We start from the raw sequence: 20,452 nt of genomic DNA, 5'->3' as shown, positions 1-20,452 counted from the left end.
GCCGGCGGAGTCGGAAAGGCCCACGCGGTCATCGTTGCATAACACTGCGATCGACCGTATAGTCATGCCATCGACGAGGAGGGTTCGATGGTGTTGCGCGCTGCGGTGGCCGGGGCGAGCGGGTACGCGGGGGGTGAGGTGCTGCGGGTGCTGCTCGGGCATCCGGAGATCGAGATCGGCGCGGTGACCGCCAACAGCAGCGCGGGCGAGCTGCTGGGCACCGTGCAGCCGCATCTGCTGCCGCTGGCGGACCGGGTGCTGGAGCCGACCACGCCCGAGGTGCTCGCCGGCCACGACGTCGTCTTCCTGGCGCTGCCGCACGGCGCGTCCGCGGCGGTGGCCGAGCGGCTCGGCGACCGGGTGCTGGTCGTCGACTGCGGCGCCGACTTCCGGTTGCGGGAGGCGGCCGCCTGGGAGCGGTACTACGGGTCGCCGCACGCCGGCACCTGGCCGTACGGGCTGCCCGAACTGCCCGGCGGGCGCGAGGCGTTGCGCGGCGTGAAGCGGATCGCGGTGCCCGGTTGCTACCCGACCGCCGTCTCGCTGGCGCTCTTCCCCGCCTACGCCGCCGGGATCGCCGAGCCCGAGGCGGTGATCGTCGCCGCCTCCGGGACCTCCGGCGCCGGCAAGGCCGCCAAGCCGCACCTGCTCGGCAGCGAGGTCATGGGGTCGATGAGCCCGTACGGCGTCGGCGGAGTCCACCGGCACACCCCGGAGATGGCGCAGAACCTCTCGGCAGTCGCCGGGCGGCAGGTCACCGTCTCCTTCACCCCGACGCTCGCGCCGATGCCGCGCGGCATCCTCGCCACCTGCTCGGTCAAGGCCGGCCCCGGCGTCACCGCGGCCTCGCTGCGCGAGACCTACGCCAAGGCGCTGGCCGCCGAGCCGTTCGTCCACCTGCTGCCGGAGGGCCGGTGGCCGGCCACCGGTGCCGTGCAGGGGTCGAACGCGGCCCTGCTCCAGGTCGCCCACGACCCCGACGCCGCCCGGATCGTCGTCGTCGCCGCGATCGACAACCTGACCAAGGGCACCGCCGGCGGTGCCGTGCAGAGCATGAACATCGCGCTGGGCCTGCCCGAGGAGACCGGTCTGCCCACCACGGCGGTCGCGCCGTGAAGGCCGTGAAGCCCGTGAAGGCCGTGCACACCGTGAGCACGACCGGTGCGACGTCGTCCCGCCGGTCGCGCCCGCCGGCCGCCGGCCGCCGCACCGGTCCCCGCGCGGCCGCCCGCCGGTTCGCCGCCCGCGCCCGGCGCACCGCCTGGCGGGCCCTCGTGAACGCCACCCCGGCCGCCGCCGGGCCCGCTGCCGGGCCCTCCCGGCCCACCGCCGGCGCCACCACCGCCCCCGGGTCCTCCCGGCCCACCGCCACGGCCACCGCCACCACCGCCCCCGGGTCCTCCCGGCCCGCCGGCGGCCCGGCCCACCGCACCCCGACCGCCGGCCACCCGGCCGGCACCGCGCCACGAAACGGAGAAGCACAGTGAGTGTCACAGCGGCCAAGGGGTTCACCGCGGCCGGCGTCGCCGCGGGGCTCAAGGAGAGCGGCGCCCCCGACCTCGCCCTCGTCGTCAACCACGGCCCCCGCCGGTCCGCGGCCGGCGTCTTCACCTCCAACCGCGTCCAGGCCGCGCCCGTGCTGTGGTCGAAGGCCGTGCTGGCCGGCGGCACCGTCAGCGCGGTGGTGCTCAACTCCGGCGGCGCCAACGCCTGCACCGGGCCGCTCGGCTTCCAGGACACCCACGCCACCGCCGAGAAGGCCGCCGAGGTGCTCGACGGCCACAGCGCCGGTGAGATCGCGGTCGCCTCCACCGGGCTGATCGGCCTGCGGCTGCCGATGGACCTGCTGCTGCCCGGGGTGGAGAAGGCGGCTGCCGAACTGTCCCCGCACGGCGGTGAGAAGGCGGCCATCGCGATCAAGACCACCGACACCACGCACAAGACCGCGGTCGCCGAGCGCACCGGCTGGACGGTCGGCGGGATGGCCAAGGGGGCCGGCATGCTCGCCCCGGGCCTGGCCACCATGCTGGTGGTCGTCACCACCGACGCCGACCTCGAACCCGCCGCGCTGGACGAGGCGTTGCGCGAGTCGACCCGCACCACCTTCGACCGTGTCGACTCCGACGGCTGCATGTCGACCAACGACACCGTGCTGCTGCTGGCCTCCGGCGCGTCCGGCGTCACCCCGCCGCGCGAGGAGTTCACCGAGGCGGTCCGCGAGGTCTGCGCCGACCTGGCCCGGCAGCTGATCGGCGACGCCGAGGGCGCCTCGAAGGACATCCGCATCGAGGTCGTCAACGCGGCCACCGAGGACGACGCGGTCGAGGTGGGCCGTTCCATCGCCCGCAACAACCTGCTCAAGTGCGCGGTGCACGGCGAGGACCCCAACTGGGGCCGGGTGCTGTCCGCCATCGGCACCACCTCCGCCGCCTTCGAACCCGACGAGCTGAACGTGGCCATCAACGACGTGTGGGTGTGCAGGAACGGTTCGGTGGGCGAGGACCGCGACCTGGTCGACATGCGCTACCGCGAGGTCCGCATCACCGCCGACCTGTCCGCCGGCGACGCCGGCGCCGTCATCTGGGCCAACGACCTGACCGCCGACTACGTCCACGAGAACAGCGCGTACTCCTCATGAGCCTTCCGCCCCCCGACCCCTCGGCGCCCCCCTCCACGACGCCGGATGCCGCGGCCTCCGGTGCGGCGCATCCCGCCTCCGCGGCGCCCGCCTCCGCGGCGCCCGTTTCCGCGACCGACCCCGTAGCGCCCGCCCCCGAGACCGCCGGTTCCGTGACCGAACCGGTCGCCGCGGCCGCCGCCGGCACCCGCAAGCACACCGCGCTGCCGAAGGCGCGGACCCTCATCGAGGCGCTGCCCTGGCTCACCCGGCACCACGGGCGCACCGTCGTGATCAAGTTCGGCGGCAACGCCATGGTCGACGACGAGCTCAAGGCCGCCTTCGCCCAGGACGTGGTCTTCCTGCGGCACGCCGGGCTGCGGCCGGTCGTCGTGCACGGCGGCGGGCCGCAGATCACCGCGCACCTCGACCGGCTCGGCCTGGTCAGCGAGTTCAAGGCCGGCCTGCGGGTCACCACGGCCGAGGCCATGGACGCGGTCCGCATGGTGCTGGCCGGGCAGGTCCAGCGCGAGATCGTCGGACTGCTCAACGCGCACGGCCCGTTCGCCGTCGGCCTGACCGGCGAGGACGCGCACACCATGACCGCCACCAAGCACTACGCCCGCATCGACGGGGAGAGCGTCGACCTCGGCCGGGTCGGCGAGATCACCACCATCGACCCCGGCGCCGTCAACGCGCTGCTGGACGACGGCCGCATCCCGGTGATCTCCTCCATCGCCCGCAGCGCCGACGACGGCCACGTCTACAACGTCAACGCCGACACCGCCGCCGCCGCCCTGGCCGTCGCGCTCGGCGCCGAGACCCTCATCGTGCTCACCGACGTCGAGGGGCTGTACGCCGACTGGCCGGACAGCGACGAGGTCATCAGCGGCCTGACCGCGAGCGAGCTGGAGAAGCTGCTGCCCGAGCTGTCGTCCGGCATGGTCCCCAAGATGGAGGGCTGCCTGTACGCGGTCCGCGGCGGCGTGCGCACCGCCCGGGTCCTCGACGGCCGGGTCCAGCACGCCATCCTGCTGGAGATCTTCACCGACGAGGGCATCGGGACCATGGTCGTCCCCGACGACCCGTCCGCCACCCACCCCGGAGGGCCCGCATGACCAACTCCAGCCTGACCGGCCGCTGGCAGGGCACCTTGATGGACAACTACGGCACGCCGCGGCTGCCCCTGGTGCGCGGCGCCGGCGCCACCGTCTGGGACGCCGAGGGCAACGCCTACCTCGACCTGGTCGGCGGCATCGCGGTCAACGCCCTCGGCCACGCCCACCCGGCCGTCGTCGAGGCCGTCACCCGGCAGATCTCCCGGCTCGGCCACGTCTCCAACCTGTTCATCGCCGAACCGCCGGTCGAGCTGGCCGAACGCCTCGTCGCGCTGGCGGGGCGGCCCGGCCGGGTGCTGTTCGTCAACTCCGGCGCCGAGGCGGTCGAGGCCGCGTTCAAGATCGGCCGCCGCACCGGCCGCACCCACAACGTCGCCGCCGTCGGCGGGTTCCACGGCCGCACCATGGGCGCGCTGGCGCTCACCGGCCAGCCCGCCAAGCAGGAGCCGTTCCGCCCGCTGCCCGGCGAGGTCACCCACGTGCCGTTCGGCGACGCCGACGCGCTGCGCGCCGCGGTCACCGGGCGGACCGCCGCCGTCTTCCTCGAACCGATCCAGGGCGAGAACGGCGTGGTGGTGCCGCCACCCGGCTACCTGGCCGCCGCCCGCGAGATCACCCGGGCCGCCGGCGCCCTGCTGGTGCTCGACGAGGTCCAGACCGGCGTGGGCCGCACCGGCCACTGGTTCGCCCACCAGGCCGACGGGATCGAGCCGGACGTCGTCACGCTGGCCAAGGGCCTGGGCGGCGGACTGCCGATCGGCGCCACGCTGGCCTTCGGCCCGGCCGCCGACCTGCTCACCCCCGGCCAGCACGGCACGACGTTCGGCGGAAACCCGGTGGTGTGCGCGGCGGCGCTCGCCGTGCTGGACACCATCGAGGCGGACGGGCTGCTGGACCGGGTCAAGCGCACCGGGGAGCGGCTGCGGTCCGGGATCGAGGCCCTCGCGGACCCGTTGGTCGAGCGGGTACGCGGGGCCGGACTGCTGATCGGTATCGTGCTCACCGAGCCGCTGGCCCCCCAGGTGCAGCAGGCCGCTCAGGACGCCGGGCTCCTGGTGAACGCCGCCGTACCGGGAACGGTCCGGCTCGCGCCGCCGCTGGTGCTCGGCGACCACGAGGTGGAGACGTTCCTCCGCGAACTGCCGGGCGTCCTGGAGACGGTCCGGCGGTCCCGACGACCCGGAGAATGACGACATGACCGATGCCCCCAGCGCGGGCCAGGCCGTCCCGCAGACCCGTACCGCACGGCACCGCCGGATCGTGGACATCCTCAACCGGCAGCCGGTGCGCTCGCAGAGCCAGCTGGCGCGGATGCTCGCCGACGACGGCCTGACCGTCACCCAGGCCACCTTGTCGCGGGACCTGGACGAGCTGGGGGCGGTCAAGATCCGCAACGCCGGCGGCGAGCTGATCTACGCGGTGCCCTCCGAGGGCGGCTTCCGCACCCCGATGGCGCCGCTGGGGGAGTCGGTCAAGGAGGAGCGGATGGCCCGGCTGGCCGCCGAACTGCTCATCTCCGCCGAGGCGTCCGCCAACCTGGTGGTGCTGCGCACCCCGCCCGGCGCCGCGCAGTTCCTCGCCTCGGCGATCGACGCCGCCGAGGTGCACGACATCCTCGGCACCATCGCCGGCGACGACACGCTGATGCTCATCAGCCGCGACCCCGCCGGCGGCCAGGCGGTCGCCGCCCACCTGCTGCGGCTGGCCGAACGCGACCACGGGGTCTGACCGCCCCGCCGCGCCCGACCCCGCCGGTGTCCCACCCCGCCCGGCCCCGCCGCCCCGGCGCCGCCCGGCCCCCGGCCCACGTCCTCACCGGCGTGGGCCGTCGCCGTCGGCGCACCGGGTGGGTTCGCACCCCCGGCGCCGGGTAGGCGCGCGAACCCGTAGCGCGACGAGTTTTGATTTCCATACGGACTCATGCATACTTATGCCTGACGCCGGGTGACGCCGGTACCTCGCACCCACGCACAGTTAAGGAGAAAGCCGTGACAGAGCGCGTCGTACTCGCCTATTCCGGCGGTCTGGACACCTCCGTCTGCATCGGCTGGATCGCCGAGGAGACCGGCGCCGAGGTCATCGCGGTCGCGGTGGACGTCGGCCAGGGTGGCGAGGACATGGACATCATCCGCAAGCGGGCCCTGGCCTGCGGCGCGGTCGAGGCCGAGGTCGCCGACGCCAAGGACGAGTTCGCCGACGAGTACTGCCTGCCGGCCATCAAGGCCAACGCGCTCTACATGGACCGCTACCCGCTGGTCTCCGCGCTGTCGCGGCCGACCATCGTCAAGCACCTGGTCGCCGCCGCCCACAAGCACGGCGCCGGCATCGTCGCCCACGGCTGCACCGGCAAGGGCAACGACCAGGTCCGCTTCGAGGCCGGCATCTCCTCGCTGGCCCCCGGCCTGAAGTGCATCGCCCCGGTCCGCGACTACGCCATGACCCGCGACAAGGCCATCGCGTTCGCCGAGAAGGCCGGCCTGCCGATCGCCACCACCAAGAAGTCCCCGTACTCCATCGACCAGAACGTCTTCGGCCGGGCCGTCGAGACCGGCTTCCTCGAAGACATCTGGAACGCGCCGATCGAGGACGTCTACGAGTACACCGACAACCCGGCCACCCCCCGGGAGGCCGACGAGGTCGTCATCACCTTCGAGCGGGGCGTCCCGGTCGCCGTCGACGGCCGTCCGGTCACCGTGCTGGAGGCCATCCAGCAGCTCAACGCCCGGGCCGGCGCCCAGGGCATCGGCCGGCTCGACATGGTCGAGGACCGGCTGGTCGGCATCAAGTCCCGCGAGGTCTACGAGGCGCCCGGCGCCATCGCGCTGATCACCGCGCACCAGGAGCTGGAGTCCGTCACCGTCGAGCGTGAACTCGCCCGCTACAAGCGGCAGGTCGAGCAGCGCTGGGGCGAGCTGGTCTACGACGGCCTGTGGTTCTCCCCGCTGAAGCGGGCGCTGGACGGCTTCATCGACGAGGCCAACCAGCACGTCAGCGGCGACATCCGGATGACCCTGCACGGCGGCCGCGCGGTCCCCACCGGCCGGCGCTCGGAGCAGTCGCTCTACGACTTCGACCTCGCCACCTACGACACCGGCGACACCTTCGACCAGTCGATGTCCAAGGGCTTCATCGAGCTGTTCGGCATGAGCAGCAAGATCGCCTCGAAGCGGGACCTCGCCCAGTGACGCAGGACGTACGGCTGTGGGGCGGCCGGTTCGCCGACGGACCGGCCGAGGCCCTGGCCAAACTCAGCGCCTCGGTCCACTTCGACTGGCGGCTGGCCCCCTACGACATCGCCGGCTCACGCGCCCACGCCCGGGCCCTGGCCACCGCCGGCCTGCTCACCGGCGACGAGCTGCACCGGATGCTCGCCGGCCTCGACGACCTCGAACAGGCCGTCGCCGACGGGTCGTTCACCGGCACCATCGCCGACGAGGACGTGCACACCGCGCTGGAGCGCGGCCTGCTGGAACGCCTCGGCCCCGACCTCGGCGGCAAGCTGCGGGCCGGCCGGTCGCGCAACGACCAGGTCGCCACGCTGTTCCGGATGTACCTGCGCGACCACGCCCGGATCATCGGCGGCCTGATCGCCGACCTCCAGGACGCGCTGGTCGGCCTCGCCGAGACCCACCCGGACGTGGCCATGCCCGGCCGCACCCACCTCCAGCACGCCCAGCCGGTGCTCTTCGCCCACCACGTGCTCGCCCACGTCCAGGCGCTGTCGCGGGACGCGGAACGCCTGCGGCAGTGGGACGAGCGCACCGCCGTGTCCCCCTACGGCTCCGGCGCGCTGGCCGGCTCCTCGCTGGGCCTGGACCCGCGGGCGGTCGCCGCCGACCTCGGCTTCGAACGCGGCTCGGTCGCCAACTCCATCGACGGCACCGCCTCCCGGGACTTCGTCGCGGAGTTCGCGTTCATCACCGCGATGACCGGCGTCGACCTGTCGCGGATCGCGGAGGAGGTCATCATCTGGAACACCAAGGAGTTCTCCTTCGTCACCCTGCACGACGCCTTCTCCACCGGCTCGTCGATCATGCCGCAGAAGAAGAACCCCGACATCGCCGAGCTGGCCCGCGGCAAGTCCGGCCGGCTGATCGGCAACCTCACCGGCCTGATGGCCACCTTGAAGGCGCTGCCGCTGGCGTACAACCGCGACCTGCAGGAGGACAAGGAGCCGGTCTTCGACTCCTGCGACCAGCTGGAGGTGCTGCTGCCGGCGTTCACCGGCATGATGGCCACCCTCACGGTGCACCGCGACCGGATGGCGGAACTGGCCCCGGCCGGCTTCTCGCTGGCCACCGACATCGCCGAGTGGCTGGTCAAGCAGGGCGTGCCGTTCCGCGTCGCCCACGAGGTGGCCGGCGAGTGCGTCAAGGTCTGCGAGGCGGCCGGCATCGAGCTCGACGGCCTGACCGACGAGCAGTTCGCCGCGATCTCCCCGCACCTGACCCCCGAGGTGCGCACCGTGCTCAACGTGCCCGGCGCCCTGGCTGCCCGCGACGGCCGCGGCGGCACCGCGCCCGCCGCGGTCGCCGTCCAGCTCGCCGAGGTCAAGGCCGACCTGGCCGTCCAGCGCGAGTGGGCCGACGCCCGGCGCTGAACCGCCGTGTGAAACGCCGACGGGCGGACCGGGTGATCCCGGTCCGCCCGTTCGTGCGTGCGGCCCGCGCTGCGGCGGGCCGGGGTCGGCTCAGGCCGCCTTGGCGTGGTCGGCGGCGAGCGCCTTGGCCTTCGTCGCGTAGACGTCCACGTACTCCTGGCCCGAAAGCCGCATCACGTCGGACATGACCTCGTCCGTCACCGCCCGCAACACGTACCGGTCGCGGTCCATGCCCTCGTAACGGGTGAACTCCAGCGCCGAGCCGAACCGCACGGTGAACCGGCTGATGCGCGGCACGCCGCTGCCGGTCGGCTGGATCCGGTCGGTGCCCACCATCGCGAACGGCACCACCGGCGCGCCGGTCATCAGCGCCAGCCGGGCGATGCCGGTACGGCCGCGGTACAGCCGGCCGTCGGGGGAGCGGGTGCCCTCCGGGTAGATGCCGAAGACCTTGCCCTCCTCCAGCACCCGCTTGCCGGTCATCAGCGCCGCGACGCCGCCGTGGCCGCCGTCCCGGTCCACCGGGATCATGCCCGCGGTGGTGAAGAACCAGGCCATCAGACGGCCCTTCAGGCCCCGCCCGGTGACGTACTCGTCCTTGCCGATGAAGTACACCTGCCGCTTGACCACCAGCGACAGGAACAGCGAGTCGAGGAACGTGACGTGGTTGCCGGCCAGGATGACCGGGCCGGTCCCCGGGATGTTCTCGGCGCCCTCGACGCGCGGGCGGAACAGCACCCGCATGACGATCAGCAGCAGCACCTTGAGCAACATGCGGGACAACGGATCCTCCGTCGGTGATCGGCCGGCCCGGGGAAGCGGCCCTGAGCCGTTCCTCACGGGGGAAGCGGCCTGCGCGGCTTCCGTGGGGACGATACTCGCGGTTATCGGCGAGTTCCACGCAAGGTTCACCCAGCCGGAACACAGAGTTGACAAACGCGTCCGGTGCTGCCTGCCCCGGTCGCTCGTGCGGGTGAACGTCGGCGACACCGGGATCACGACGCCCCCGCCCGGCCGTTCACCCGATATGACACCGACCCTCGCGACCGCTCCTTCGGCCCCCGCCCCGCCACCCGGCCCGGCGTCCCTCCCGCCGGGCCCCGACCGCCCCGCCCGGCTGCTGCTCATGCCGCTGCTGGCCCCGCTGCTCGCCGCCGAGGCCGCCGCGGAGGCCCGCGCCGCGGGCGGAACGGAGGCCGCCGACCTCGAACAAGCCGTCTGGCTGCGGCTGATGGAGGGACCCGGTCCACCGCCCGCGGCCGCCGCCGGCTGGCGGCGCGCCGCGGTCCGGGCCGAGGCGCGCACCGCCCGCCGCCGCGCCCGGCGCGAGGTGCCCTACGGCCCGGGCGCGGTACCCGCCGTCGCCTCGGCCGAGGCCGCCGCCCTCGACGCCGAACGCGGCCGGGCGCTGCGCGACGCGGTGCGCCGGCTGCCCGGACGCTGCCCTGAGCTGCTTTCGGCGCTGATGTCCGGTTCCGATCCCACATACCGCGAAATCTCCCGGGAGTTGGGAATCTCACAGGGCAGCCTGGGCCCGCTGCGCTCGCGCTGCCTGGGCTGTCTGCGGACCCTGCTGCGATCAGAGGGTTGAGCCCCGGCGGCGACGGGGAAAACAGCGGGTGGCGGCCGGTGGCACTCCGGGCGAACACACCCCGCAGGGCCGGAACCCGGCAACGGCGACCGGGAACGGCGGGTGGGAACGCCTGTGCCATCATCGGCGCCACGGAGAGCGGGGTGCCCACGCCGCGCTCCGCGACAGGGCAACCTCCCGGACGCGCACCCTCACCCACTCGCGGCCGGGACCACTCCAGGGGAGGCCGGCGCACATGGGCATGAGCGTGACCATCTCTTCGGCGACCGACGAGGACGCCGAGAACATCCTCAAACTCCAGTACCTCTGCTACCAGCGGGAGGCGGAGCTGTACGGCGACTACGGCATCGAACCGCTCACCCAGACCCTCGCCGCCCTGCGGACCGAACTCGGCGACGGCTGCGTCCTGGTGGCCCGGCTCGGCACCGAGGTCGTCGGCTCGGTACGCGGCACCGTCGACCCCGACGGCACCGCCCGGATAGGCAAACTCATCGTCCACCCCCGCATGCAGCGCCACGGCCTCGGCGGCCGGCTGCTCGGCGCCATCGAGGCCCGGCTCGCGGCCGAACGGGAGGCCAAGCGCTTCCGGCTGTTCACCGGCCACCGCAGCGAGGGCAACCTGCGGCTGTACCGCCGCCTCGGCTACGAGCGCACCGGTGCCGAGCAGGTCAGCCGCACCCTGAGCCAGGTCACCCTGGAAAAGTCCGTCGTCCCGCTGCCGACCGCGCAGATCCCGCCGCTGGCCGCGACCGCCTGACTCCCTGCCGGCCGCCCCGGGCTCCGGCCCGGGGCGGCCGGTCCCATACCGGGGGCGGTGCGGCCTGCGCGCCGGGCCGCGTGGGGTGCGGTGCGTGGGGCGGCTCGGGCGTGCGGCGCTGGCCGGTGCGATGCGTGGCCGGTGCGACGGTCGTCCGTGCGGCGTGCGGCGTGCGGCCGTGGCGGTGGCTCGTGCGGCGGTGGCTCGTGCGGCGTGCGGTCAGGCGGCGGTCGTCGCGGCGCCGGCCCGGCGCAGCCACAGGATGCCGGTGATCGGCAGCACCAGGGGGATGAACAGGTAGTCGGCCCCGTAGTACGACCACACCGTCTGGTCGTGGAACAGCGACGGCGTCACGATCGTCAGGGTGCCGACCACCAGCACGCCCGCCAGCTCCAGCGCGCAGCAGGCGATGCCGATCCGCCGCGCCGACTCCCCGCCGCGCACCAGGGTCACCAGGATGAACGCGTACACCACCGCGGCGACCGCCGACAGCAGGTACGCCAGCGGTGCCCGGTCGTACTGGGCGATGAGCTGGTAGATCGACCGCGAACCGGCCGCGACGGTGAACAGCCCGTACAGCGAGACGATCAGCCGCCCCGGCCCCTCGCCGATCCCGGGCCGCCGCCGCTCGCCGTCCCCGGCCGGGGAGCCGTCCTGCGGGGAGCGGTCCTGGGGAGAAGCGTCCGCCGGATGACCGGCCACCGCGCCGTCCGGTGCGGGCCGCAGCAGGTCGCCGTCGCCGGGCGTCCGGCCGTCCTCGCGCGTTCCGGTCTCAGCCATGGCCGCCTCCCCAGATGTCGAACAGGCGGATCTCCAGGACCGCCAGCACCAGACCGCCCGCCGTCACGATCGCCGACCCCCACCGGGTGCGTTCCAGCAGCGACATGAAGCCGGCCGCCGGTACCGCCAGGGCCGCGCCGGCCAGGTAGGCCACGAAGATCACGTCACCGCCGTCGGCGGCCTTCCCGCCGGTCAGCTCGACCACGCCGACCACCAGCTGCGCCAGCGCCAGCACGGTCACCACGGCCATGCCGATGAAGTGCCAGTCCTTGGTCGACTGGTCGCGGGCGGTGGCGTAACCGCACCAGGCGGCCAGCAGCAGCGCGGCCACCGACACGGCCACGGTCAGACCGCCGATCACCGGCTCCTCCGCGGGCTGGGCCGACGGTGGCGACCGGCCGCCGGGCAGGGTGAAACGGGCATGCGGTGACTCTAGTACGCGCCGCGGCCCCGCCCGCGCGGTGCCCCCGGCGTGCGGCCCGGGCCGGGGGGTGCGCGCGGGCCGGGGCGTGCGGCGCGGGCCCGGGCGCCGGAGGACGGTTCGGGGTGGGCGCCGCAAGGGGACCGGCGGTGGGTGCGGGAGAGGGAATCCGTGGCGGGCGCCGGACGGGAATCCGGGGTGGGCGGTCCGGGGCCGGCGCCGGCCCCGGTCAGCGGGTGCGGCGCAGCCAGTACACGTCGGTGGTGTACGGCATCTCCAGCCGCTGTTCGCCGTGGGTGGCGCCCTGGCGGCGCAGCAGGTCGAGCATCTCGGCCCGGACCCGTTCCTGCTCCGCGGCGCCGAGCACCACGATGTGGCTGGACGACATCATCCGCTCGACCACGTCGTCGACGGTGGTCGGGTGCGGATTGGCCCAGTGCCGCTCCTCCAGGGCCGACCAGCCGGGCCGGCCGGTGAACGCCGCCCGCCAGCCGCCGTCCAGCGGACTGGGCAGGTCGCGCGGGGTGCGGCGGAAGTAGATGTCCTGGAACTCGCGCACCCACGGCACCGACGTGTCGTAGGTGCTCCACACCAGCGCCAGCGCGCCGCCCGGCCGCAGCAGCCGTTCCACCTCGGCCAGCGCGCCGGCCGCGTCGAACCAGTGCCACGACTGCGCGGCCACCACCGCGTCGGCACTGCCGTCGGCCAGCCCGGTGTCCTCCGCGGTCCCGTCGGTCACCGCCACCCCCGGCAGCAGCTCCGCCAGCCGCTCGCGCATCTCCCGCACCGGCTCCACCGCGATCACCTCGGCGCCGGTCAGCGCCAGCAGGCGGGTGAACTTGCCCGTTCCGGCGCCCAGATCGACCACGGTGCGCCCGCCCTGGAGCGGCAGCGCGTCCGCCAGCTCCTTCAGCGCGGCCATCGGGTACGACGGCCGGGACCGCTCGTATCCGCCCGCCGAACGCTGGTAGCCGACTCCTGCTGCGTGGTGGACCGTCACGCGGGCAGACGCTAGCAGGACCGGGTGACGACGGGGGGAACGGGCGGCGTCCGCCGCGGTCCGCGCCCGGCCCGATCCTGCGCGCCGTCCGTCCGATGCTGCATGCTGTGTTTTTCACACGGGCTGGCCCTTTCACCCGGCGGGCGGCGACGCCGGAGGCGGACGGGCACGGCCACTCGGCGAGGAGCGGCGCATGACTTCCATCTTCCCGGACGTCTCGGTCAGTACCGAACGCCTCAGCCTGCGCCCGTACGACGAGGACGACCTCCCGGCGCTGGTGGAGATGATGAACGACGAGTCCGCCGTCGCCTGGCTGCCCGCCCCGCACCCGTACACCGAGGCCGACGCCCGCGCGTGGGTGACCTCCAGTGCGCCGCGGCAGCGCGACTCGGGCGCCGGGATCGTCTTCGCCGTCACCGAGTTCCTCACCCAGCGGCTGGTCGGCACCGTGCAGTTGCACCGCACCGACTGGGACACGCTCGGCGCGGAGGTCCGCTACCTGACCGCGCACTGGGCCCGCGGCGAGGGCTACGCCTGCGAGGCGGTGCTCGCCGTCGCCCACTGGCTCTTCCACGACCAGAAGTTCGAACGCCTGGAGCTGCGCACCGCGGCCGGCAACTCCGCGGCGCAGCAGGTGGCGCAGAAGATCGGCTGCATCAGCGAGGGCGTCCTGCGGAACGCCGGCGTGGTCCGGCACCGCGAGGAGGACAGCGGCTGGTCCCCGGTGCGGACCGACCTCATCGTCTGGAGCCTGCTGCCGGAGGACCTGGAGACCCCGGCCGGCTCCACCGCCGACGGCCGCACCGAGGCGGCCTACCCGGAGTGGCACTGACCGTGCCGCGAGCGGACCGCCGGCGGTGAGCGGAGCCGCCGGCGCCTGCCGGGCTCGCGGCGCCCGCCGGACGCCCGGTGCCCAGGCGTTCGGCGTCGAGACGGTCAGTGGTGACCCCGGACGTCCGGACTCGGCTGGCGGCGGTCTGAAAATCTGCGCGGGATAGTGTGTGTTCAGCCCACGGCCCGCGCCGCTCACGCACCGGCGCCGCCGGCCCACCGGGCGGCCACCCCACCGCCGGCCCCACGGCCGGCACACGACGCGAAGGACGAGGATGGCGGACCGGGTCACGGTGATCGGCTGGGACGGCACCCCGCTCACGGAAGCGGCACGTTCCGCGCTCGGCGCCGCCACGCTGGTGGCCGGCGCCCGGCACCATCTCACGCTGTGCGAGGTCCCGGAAGGCGCCGAACGCGTCCTGCTCGGCAGCGTCGAACTCGCCGCCCGCCGGATCGCCGCGCACCGCGGCACCGCGGTCGTACTGGCCGACGGCGACCCCGGGTTCTTCGGCGTGGTCCGCGCCCTGCGCGCCCCCGAACACGGCCTGGAGATCGAGGTGGTCCCGGCCGTCTCCTCGATCGCGACCGCCTTCGCCCGGGCCGGCATGCCCTGGGACGACGCCCGGGTCGTCGTCGCGCACGGCCGCACCCTGCGCCGCGCCGTCAACGTCATACGCGCCTGCCCCAAGGTCGCGGTGCTCACCGCCCCGGGCGCCGGGCCGGCCGAACTCGCGCTGCTGCTCGGCGGGGTGCACCGCACGTTCGTCATCTGCGAGGCCCTGGGCACCGAACGTGAACGCGTCACCGTCCTGACCTCGGACAAGGTCGCCGACCACATCTGGCGTGATCCCAATGTGGTCATCGTCATCGGCGCGACCTCCGCGACCGGCGCCGGCGGCTGGCTGGCCGGCCAGGACCCGGCGGCCGACGGCCCGTTGCGCGGCTGGGCCCTGCCGGCCGAGGACTACGGACGCGGCCCCGGCGCCCCCGGCCGCTCCGCGCAGTCGCGGGCCCTGCAACTCGCCCGCCTGGGACCGCGCACCGGCGACCTGGTGTGGGACATCGGCGCCGGCGGCGGGGAGTTCACCGTCGAGGCCGCCCGGCTCGGCGCCGCGGTCATCGCCGTCGACCACGACGTCGACGCCTGCGCCCTGACCACCGCCAACGTCCGCCGCTACGGCGTCCAGGCACAGGTCGTGCACGGCACCGCGCCCGGCGTGCTGGAGGACCTGCCCGAGCCCGACGTCGTACGGATCGCGGCCGGCGGCGCCGAGGTCGTCGCCGCCTGCGCGGCCCGCCGGCCGGAACGCCTGGTGGTCACCGCCGGCACCCGCGACGAGGCGGAGGCCGTCGCACGCGCCCTCGCCGAGGGCGGTTACACGGTGGAACGCTCCCTGGTCCAGGCGGTCGAACTGGACGGCGACTGGGCCGAGATCGAGCGGGCCACCGTCTTCGTGCTGACCGGCACCCCGGCCGTCCCCGGCGGCGGCACGCCCGGCGATCCGGCGAACGCGCGGCGTAACTGACGCCAACCCCGTTGCCGGCCACGGTTGTTCGAGGCCGCAGGCTGCCACCGCCGCCCGACTCGCAACACGATCGGGTGATCGCGGGGTAGGCTGGCGGACCGTTGTGCCGTGTTCCGGTGATCGTGCGTCTTCTGCCCGTCAGTGACGTGTTTTCGCTGGCCGCGGGCACAGCGCCGGTCCGGGACGTGGTGTGGTTCACCCCCGTCGAGGGACGGGTTCGGGTGGTCGCGCCGCGCGGCCGGCCGGGACAATGGGACGTCCCGGAGCCGGTCGTGCCGCCTGCCGCGCGTGCTCGTACCGCTCGGGGTGGTCCAGGTGCCGTTCCGGCGGGACCCGGGTCGCGGCCACCGGCGCGTCACGGGGCTGGAAGGAGCTATACGGATGGGCGAGGGGCACGCATGACTGACACCGGCCCGGTCCCCGGCGAGGGACTGCCGGAGAGCGCTGGAACGGAAGCGGTGCGGCCGCCGCACGCCGGACAGCCCGGCGAAGCGGTAGCCGCGGCGGCGCACGGCCACCACTGGAGCACCGACGCCTTCCTGGCCCCCGCCACCCCGGCGTTCACCTTCCTCGACCAGCCGGAGCCCGCGGACGCCGCCGCCCCGCCCGGCGAGTACGAGGACGAGGAGCTGCTGATGCCCGGCCCGCAAGGCGGCTGGGCCGACCCGCAGTTCGTACCGCCGCCCTCGGCCCCGCAGCACGCGGCGCCCCAACCCCCGTCCCCGGAGCACCTGATGCCCCCGCAGCCCGTCGAGTACCCGGCCCCCGTCGCCGACGGCATCCCGGCGGCCCCGGCGGAGGGCTACCCGGCGGAGGGTTACCCCGTCGAGGGCTGTCCGGCGGACGCCTACCCGGCCGAGGGGTACCCCGCGCAGACCTACGCCGCCGTGCCGGACGCGTTCCCGCAGGCCCCGCAGGCGCCCGAGCCGTTCGCACCGCCTGCGGAGCCGGCGATGGAACACGTCGGCCTCGAACCGCTGGTGCCGGCCCAAGCCGCGCCCCCCGCCGTCCCGATGCCCGACCCGGCCGCCGGCCCGCCGCCGGTGCCCGAGGCGCCGGCGCAGGACGCGGCGGCCGTCGCCGAGCCCGGTGCCGCGTGGGTGCCGGAGCCGGCCGCACCGGCCGACCAGGCGCCGCCGCCGCGCCGCCCGCTGAACCTCGGACCCCCGCAGGCGCCCGGCACCCCGCGGGAGTCGACCTCCGGCGTCTCGGTGCGTTCGCTGGCGGACCGCGGCCCGACGCCGGCGCCCGCCCCGCCCGCGCCGCCGTTCGCCGAGCCCGTCGTCATCCCGGGCCAGCAGACCACCGACGCCCCGCTGCCGGGCGCCGGCTGGGGTACGCCCGACGACGCCGCGGCCGTGCCGGAGAACCCGCAGCCGGTGCCCGCCGACGAGCCCGGCGGCCTCGCCGACCTCGACCGCGACCCCCTCCAGGCCGTCGCCGAGCCGTCGCCCGCCCCCGAGGCCGCCGCAGACCCGGCGGCCGAACTCCCGCAGTCCCAGCCGGCCCCCGAGGCGCCGGAGGCCCTCGCGGCGCCGGAGGCCGCTGAAGCGTCCGAGATCCCCGAGGCGTCCGCAGTCCCTGAGGCGCCCGAGGCCCTCGTGGCGGAACCGGCGCCCGCCGCCGACCCCGCCGCGGCGCCGGCCGAGGCGGAAGCCGCCACGCCGGCCGTCGAGCAGGAAGCCGTCGCGGCGCCCGAGCAGCCGGAGGCCGTGCCCGAGGCAGCGGCTGAGGTCGCCGCCGTCGCGGAGGCCGACGTCCCGGTGGCCGATGTCGCGGATGCCGGCGCCCAGGTCGCCGACGTCCAGGTGCCGGCCGCCGAGGCGCCGATCGCCGAGGCGCCCGCCGCCGAGGTGCTGAACGCCGAGGCATCCGCCGCCGAGGTGGCCGAGGCCCAGCCCGCTGACGCCGAGGAGCCGGCCGTGGAGGCTGCCGCCGTTGACCCGGCACCGGCCGGGCCGGCCGTCGTCGATCCGGCGGCTGTCGAGCCTGCCGCCGGGGAAGCGGTTCCGGCGGAGGCCGTCGCCGTTGATCCGGCACCGGTCGGGACCGTTCCCGCCGAGGAGGAACCCGCGCCGGAGGTGGCGACTCCCGCCGACGCCGGGCCCGTCGCCGAGCCGGAGGCGCTGCCCGTGGCGGAGGCGGCGCCGCTCCCGGAGGCCGCGCCGCTCCCGGAGGTGGCTTCCGCGCCGGAGGCCGTGCCCGCACCGGAGGCCGTCCCCGCGCCGGAGGACGTGGCCGGGGTGCCGGTCGTGGCGCCCGCGGAGGTGCCTGCGCCGGGTGAGGCAACTCCCGTCGACTGGGCGCCTGTTGACGTTGTCCAGCTGGCGCCCGCGCCCTTGCCGGAAGCGGAGCCGCAGGAGGTCGCCGAGCCGGAGGCCGTGGCGGAGGCCGTGGCGGAGCCCGTTGCCGAGCCCGCGCCGGAGCCCGTCGCGGAGATCCCCGCCGAGGTCCCGGCGGAGGTCCCGGCGGAGGTCCCGGCGGAGGTCCCGGCGGAGGCGCCCGCACCGGAAGCCGCGGTCCCAGAAGCTGCGGTCCCGGACGCCGAGCCGATGCCGGAGCCGGTCGCCGTCGACGGTGCCGCGCCGGAGCCCGACGCCGCGCCCGTCCCCGAGGATGCCGCGCCCGAGGCCGACGCCGCGCCCGCCCCCGGGACGGAAGCCGGCGCCGAGCCGGTCGCGGAGGCCGAAGCGCCGGAGCCGGTCGCCGAGGCACTGCCGGACGAGGTCCCGGCCGCCGCGCCGCAGGACCCGCAGGACGCAGCCCCGGTCACCAACCCGGAGCCGGTCGCGGAGGCCGGTTCCGTTGCCGAGGCGACGGAACCGTCTCAGGCGGCGGAGTCCCCCGCGGCGGAGGACCTCGTAACGGAGGCCCCCGCAACGGACGCTCCCGCAACGGAGGCCCCCGCAACGGACGGTGAGCCGGCGGCCGAGATCGCGGCGGACGATCCGTCCGGGACCGGCGCGGACACCGGGCCGCAAGCGGCGGTCGCCGAAACCGTGGAGACCGCGGCCGAGCCCGTTGCCGCCCCGGTGGAGGCGGAGGCCGAAACCGAGGTGGCCGAGCCGGTGGCGGCGCCGCAGGGGCCCCCGAGCCCCGGGTACGACGCGGCCGTGCGGGACGCCGTGCACAAGGTGATCCGGGAGCGGCGGGACATCCGCAACGGGTTCCGGCCCGACCCGATCCCGCACGAGGTGCTGCTGCGGGTGCTGGAGGCCGCGCACACCGCGCCGAGCGTCGGGCACTCCCAGCCGTGGGACTTCGTCGTCATCCGGTCGGAGAAGACCCGCGAGAAGATGCACGAACTGGCCGAGCGGCAGCGCGAGGCATACGCGAGCGCGCTGCCGAAGGCGCGGGCCAAGCAGTTCCGCGAGCTGAAGATCGAGGCGATCCTCGACACCCCGGTCAACATCGTGGTGACCGCGGACCCGACGCGCGGTGGCCGGCACACCCTCGGGCGGCACACCCAGCCGCAGATGGCGCCCTACAGCTCCGCCCTCGCGGTGGAGAACCTCTGGCTCGCCGCCCGGGCCGAGGGCCTCGGGGTCGGCTGGGTCAGCTTCTTCGACGAGCGCGAGATGGTCCGCGAACTCGGCCTGCCCGAGCACCTGGAGGTCGTGGCGTACCTGTGCGTCGGGTACGTCGACGAGTTCCCCGAGGACCCCGAGCTGGTGCAGGCCGGCTGGTCCAAGCGCCGCCCGCTGTCCTGGGTGGTGCACGACGAGGCGTACGGCAACCGGGCGCTGCCCGGCGAGGAGCCGCACGGCCTGCTCGACGAGACGCTGCGCGGCATCCGCCCGCTGGACGCCAAGGCGCTCGGCGAGGCGTGGGAACGGCAGAAGCGGATGACCAAGCCGTCCGGCGCGCTCGGCATGCTGGAGATCATCTCCGCGCAGCTGTCCGGCCTGTCCCGGCAGTGCCCGCCGCCGATCCCGGAGCCGGCCGTGGTGGCCATCTTCGCCGGCGACCACGGCGTGCACGCCCAGGGCGTCACCGCCTGGCCGCAGGAGGTCACCGGCCAGATGGTGGCCAACTTCCTCGGCGGCGGCGCGGTCTGCAACGCCTTCGCCAACCAGGTCGGCGCCGAGGTGTGCGTGGTCGACGTCGGCGTGGCCGGCGAACTGCCCAGCACCCCGGGCCTGCTGCCCCGCAAGATCCGGCCCGGCACCGACGACTTCACCGTCGGTCCCGCCATGACCCGGCAGGACGTGCTGCGGGCCATAGAGGTCGGCATCGAGACCGCCCGCGACCTGGTGGCTGCCGGCAACAAGGTGCTGCTCACCGGTGAGATGGGCATCGGCAACACCACCGCCTCCGCCGCGCTGATCGCCGTCTACACCGGTGCCGACCCGGCCGAGGTCACCGGTCGCGGCACCGGCATCAACGACGAGATGCTGGCCCGCAAGGTCGACGTGGTGCGCCGCGCGCTGGAACTGCACAACCCCGACCCGACCGACCCGATCGGCGTTCTCGCGGCGGTCGGCGGCCTGGAGCACGCCGCCATCGCCGGCCTGCTGCTGGGCGGTGCCTCGCTGCGCACCCCGGTCATCCTCGACGGGGTCAGCGCCGGCGCCGCCGCGCTGGTCGCCCGGGCCATCGCTCCCGAGGCGCTGGCCGCCTGCATCGCCGGCCACCGCAGCGCGGAGCCGGGCCACGTCGCCGCGCTCACCAAGCTCGGCCTGCGCCCGCTGGTCGACCTCGACCTGCGGCTCGGCGAGGGCACCGGCGCGCTGCTCGCCCTCCCGCTCGTGCAGAGCGCGGCCCGCGTCATGCACGAGGTCGCCACGTTCGACGCGGCGGGCGTCACGGAGAAGGGCTGACGGCGCCCCCGGCGGGACGGTTGCCCGGTCCCGCCGGGGTCCGGGCCCTTTTCCGGGGGTGAGTGCGGTTCCGGCGGGGCTGCGGTGAGCGCCCGCCGCGCTGCTGACGTCGGCGGGTCTGCCCGCCGCCGGGCACCGGGCTCCGGGGCCCGCTGTTCGACCGCCGGTACGGATCGGGCGCCGCCGGACTCTCCCCCCGCCACACGGCCGTTCGCCGCTCCGCCGCCCGCTGTCCACCACGCCGCCGTCCACCACTCCGTTCCTCCGCCGCACCCGCGTCCCGCCGACCACCACGCCTCCGTCCGCCGACCACCAGGCCGCCGTCTCACCGCCCACCACGCCGCCGTCCGCCGACCACCACCCCGCGCCGCCACCCCGCCCACCCCCGTCC

At 75.3% G+C, this 20,452-nt stretch carries 17 protein-coding genes; 13 read left to right on the top strand and 4 right to left on the bottom strand.

Annotated elements, in window-relative coordinates; translation table 11 throughout:
* Positions 1-87 precede the first annotated feature (87 nt).
* The 8 genes from argC to argH all read left to right on the top strand — a co-directional run bounded on the left by argC (position 88) and on the right by argH (position 8,335).
* On the top strand, positions 88-1,116 hold the full coding sequence (gene argC / locus POF43_RS25375; RefSeq protein WP_271324045.1) for an N-acetyl-gamma-glutamyl-phosphate reductase: 1,029 nt from the start codon (positions 88-90) through the stop codon (positions 1,114-1,116).
* Between the two features lie 32 nt (positions 1,117-1,148).
* Positions 1,149-1,487 carry a hypothetical protein gene (locus tag POF43_RS25370; RefSeq protein ID WP_282704771.1) on the top strand — a complete coding sequence of 113 codons (339 nt, stop codon included), beginning with the start codon at positions 1,149-1,151 and terminating at the stop codon, positions 1,485-1,487.
* Positions 1,484-2,638: a bifunctional glutamate N-acetyltransferase/amino-acid acetyltransferase ArgJ gene (gene argJ / locus POF43_RS25365; protein WP_271317707.1), complete on the top strand. Its 1,155-nt coding sequence runs from the start codon at positions 1,484-1,486 to the stop codon at positions 2,636-2,638. Before POF43_RS25370 ends, argJ begins: the two co-directional genes overlap by 4 nt.
* A gap of 152 nt (positions 2,639-2,790) precedes the next feature.
* Positions 2,791-3,735 (top strand): acetylglutamate kinase, encoded by a 945-nt coding sequence (gene argB, locus POF43_RS25360; protein ID WP_271325278.1) that lies wholly within the window; start codon positions 2,791-2,793, stop codon positions 3,733-3,735.
* Positions 3,732-4,925, top strand: a complete 1,194-nt coding sequence (locus tag POF43_RS25355; RefSeq protein ID WP_271317705.1) for an acetylornithine transaminase — start codon at positions 3,732-3,734, stop codon at positions 4,923-4,925. The genes argB and POF43_RS25355 overlap by 4 nt, the downstream gene beginning before the upstream one ends.
* A gap of 4 nt (positions 4,926-4,929) precedes the next feature.
* Complete coding sequence (locus POF43_RS25350) at positions 4,930-5,463, top strand: arginine repressor (protein ID WP_271317704.1); 534 nt, start codon at positions 4,930-4,932, stop codon at positions 5,461-5,463.
* A 260-nt stretch (positions 5,464-5,723) separates the two neighbouring features.
* Positions 5,724-6,920 carry an argininosuccinate synthase gene (locus tag POF43_RS25345; RefSeq protein WP_271317825.1) on the top strand — a complete coding sequence of 399 codons (1,197 nt, stop codon included), beginning with the start codon at positions 5,724-5,726 and terminating at the stop codon, positions 6,918-6,920.
* Positions 6,917-8,335, top strand: a complete 1,419-nt coding sequence (gene argH / locus POF43_RS25340) for an argininosuccinate lyase (protein WP_271325327.1) — start codon at positions 6,917-6,919, stop codon at positions 8,333-8,335. Before POF43_RS25345 ends, argH begins: the two co-directional genes overlap by 4 nt.
* Before the next feature lie 90 nt (positions 8,336-8,425).
* On the opposite strand, the gene POF43_RS25335 is transcribed toward argH, so the two are convergent.
* Positions 8,426-9,118 carry a lysophospholipid acyltransferase family protein gene (locus POF43_RS25335; RefSeq protein ID WP_271317823.1) on the bottom strand — a complete coding sequence of 231 codons (693 nt, stop codon included), beginning with the start codon at positions 9,116-9,118 and terminating at the stop codon, positions 8,426-8,428.
* 244 nt (positions 9,119-9,362) lie between these two features.
* Here POF43_RS25335 and POF43_RS25330 point away from each other — a divergent pair, with 244 nt between their 5' ends.
* Positions 9,363-9,926, top strand: coding sequence for a sigma-70 RNA polymerase sigma factor region 4 domain-containing protein (locus tag POF43_RS25330; RefSeq protein ID WP_372516119.1), 564 nt, complete (start codon positions 9,363-9,365; stop codon positions 9,924-9,926).
* A 235-nt stretch (positions 9,927-10,161) separates the two neighbouring features.
* Positions 10,162-10,683 carry a GNAT family N-acetyltransferase gene (locus POF43_RS25325; RefSeq protein WP_271318743.1) on the top strand — a complete coding sequence of 174 codons (522 nt, stop codon included), beginning with the start codon at positions 10,162-10,164 and terminating at the stop codon, positions 10,681-10,683.
* Between the two features lie 219 nt (positions 10,684-10,902).
* On the opposite strand, the gene POF43_RS25320 is transcribed toward POF43_RS25325, so the two are convergent.
* The 3 genes from POF43_RS25320 to POF43_RS25310 all read right to left on the bottom strand — a co-directional run bounded on the left by POF43_RS25320 (position 10,903) and on the right by POF43_RS25310 (position 12,884).
* Entirely contained in the window at positions 10,903-11,463 is a 561-nt protein-coding gene (locus POF43_RS25320; RefSeq protein ID WP_308217764.1) for a hypothetical protein, read from the bottom strand.
* The gene (locus POF43_RS25315; RefSeq protein WP_271316053.1) at positions 11,456-11,824 is read right to left on the bottom strand and encodes a hypothetical protein; all 369 of its coding nucleotides are present in this window, start codon (positions 11,822-11,824) and stop codon (positions 11,456-11,458) included. Before POF43_RS25315 ends, POF43_RS25320 begins: the two co-directional genes overlap by 8 nt.
* A 289-nt stretch (positions 11,825-12,113) precedes the next feature.
* Positions 12,114-12,884, bottom strand: a complete 771-nt coding sequence (locus POF43_RS25310) for a class I SAM-dependent methyltransferase (protein WP_271324703.1) — start codon at positions 12,882-12,884, stop codon at positions 12,114-12,116.
* Positions 12,885-13,077: 193 nt separating this feature from the next.
* On the opposite strand from POF43_RS25310, the gene POF43_RS25305 reads away from it, so the two are divergent.
* From POF43_RS25305 to cobT, 3 genes are all read left to right on the top strand, one after another.
* Positions 13,078-13,716 carry a GNAT family N-acetyltransferase gene (locus POF43_RS25305; protein ID WP_271324702.1) on the top strand — a complete coding sequence of 213 codons (639 nt, stop codon included), beginning with the start codon at positions 13,078-13,080 and terminating at the stop codon, positions 13,714-13,716.
* Positions 13,717-13,990: 274 nt separating this feature from the next.
* Entirely contained in the window at positions 13,991-15,241 is a 1,251-nt protein-coding gene (cbiE, locus tag POF43_RS25300; protein WP_271317742.1) for a precorrin-6y C5,15-methyltransferase (decarboxylating) subunit CbiE, read from the top strand.
* 398 nt (positions 15,242-15,639) lie between these two features.
* Positions 15,640-20,061 carry a nicotinate-nucleotide--dimethylbenzimidazole phosphoribosyltransferase gene (gene cobT, locus POF43_RS25295; protein WP_282704770.1) on the top strand — a complete coding sequence of 1,474 codons (4,422 nt, stop codon included), beginning with the start codon at positions 15,640-15,642 and terminating at the stop codon, positions 20,059-20,061.
* The last annotated feature ends 391 nt before the right edge of the window (positions 20,062-20,452 follow it).

The sequence above is a fragment of the Streptantibioticus silvisoli genome (assembly GCF_027947535.2).
GTDB lineage: Bacteria > Actinomycetota > Actinomycetes > Streptomycetales > Streptomycetaceae > Streptantibioticus_C > Streptantibioticus_C silvisoli.
The sequence above is the reverse complement of the archived record's forward strand: the minus strand, read 5'-3'. Positions and strand labels throughout refer to the sequence as shown.

What these genes read in the sequence shown, in the direction of transcription:
- POF43_RS25355 (WP_271317705.1), top strand. Translation starts at nt 3,732, where the DNA reads ATGACCAACTCCAGCCTGACCGGCCGCTGGCAGGGCACCTTGATGGAC.
- POF43_RS25305 (WP_271324702.1), top strand. Translation starts at nt 13,078, where the DNA reads ATGACTTCCATCTTCCCGGACGTCTCGGTCAGTACCGAACGCCTCAGC.
- POF43_RS25320 (WP_308217764.1), bottom strand. Translation starts at nt 11,463, where the DNA reads ATGGCTGAGACCGGAACGCGCGAGGACGGCCGGACGCCCGGCGACGGC.
- cobT (WP_282704770.1), top strand. Translation starts at nt 15,640, where the DNA reads ATGACTGACACCGGCCCGGTCCCCGGCGAGGGACTGCCGGAGAGCGCT.
- POF43_RS25350 (WP_271317704.1), top strand. Translation starts at nt 4,930, where the DNA reads ATGACCGATGCCCCCAGCGCGGGCCAGGCCGTCCCGCAGACCCGTACC.
- cbiE (WP_271317742.1), top strand. Translation starts at nt 13,991, where the DNA reads ATGGCGGACCGGGTCACGGTGATCGGCTGGGACGGCACCCCGCTCACG.
- POF43_RS25330 (WP_372516119.1), top strand. Translation starts at nt 9,363, where the DNA reads ATGACACCGACCCTCGCGACCGCTCCTTCGGCCCCCGCCCCGCCACCC.
- POF43_RS25325 (WP_271318743.1), top strand. Translation starts at nt 10,162, where the DNA reads ATGGGCATGAGCGTGACCATCTCTTCGGCGACCGACGAGGACGCCGAG.
- argC (WP_271324045.1), top strand. Translation starts at nt 88, where the DNA reads ATGGTGTTGCGCGCTGCGGTGGCCGGGGCGAGCGGGTACGCGGGGGGT.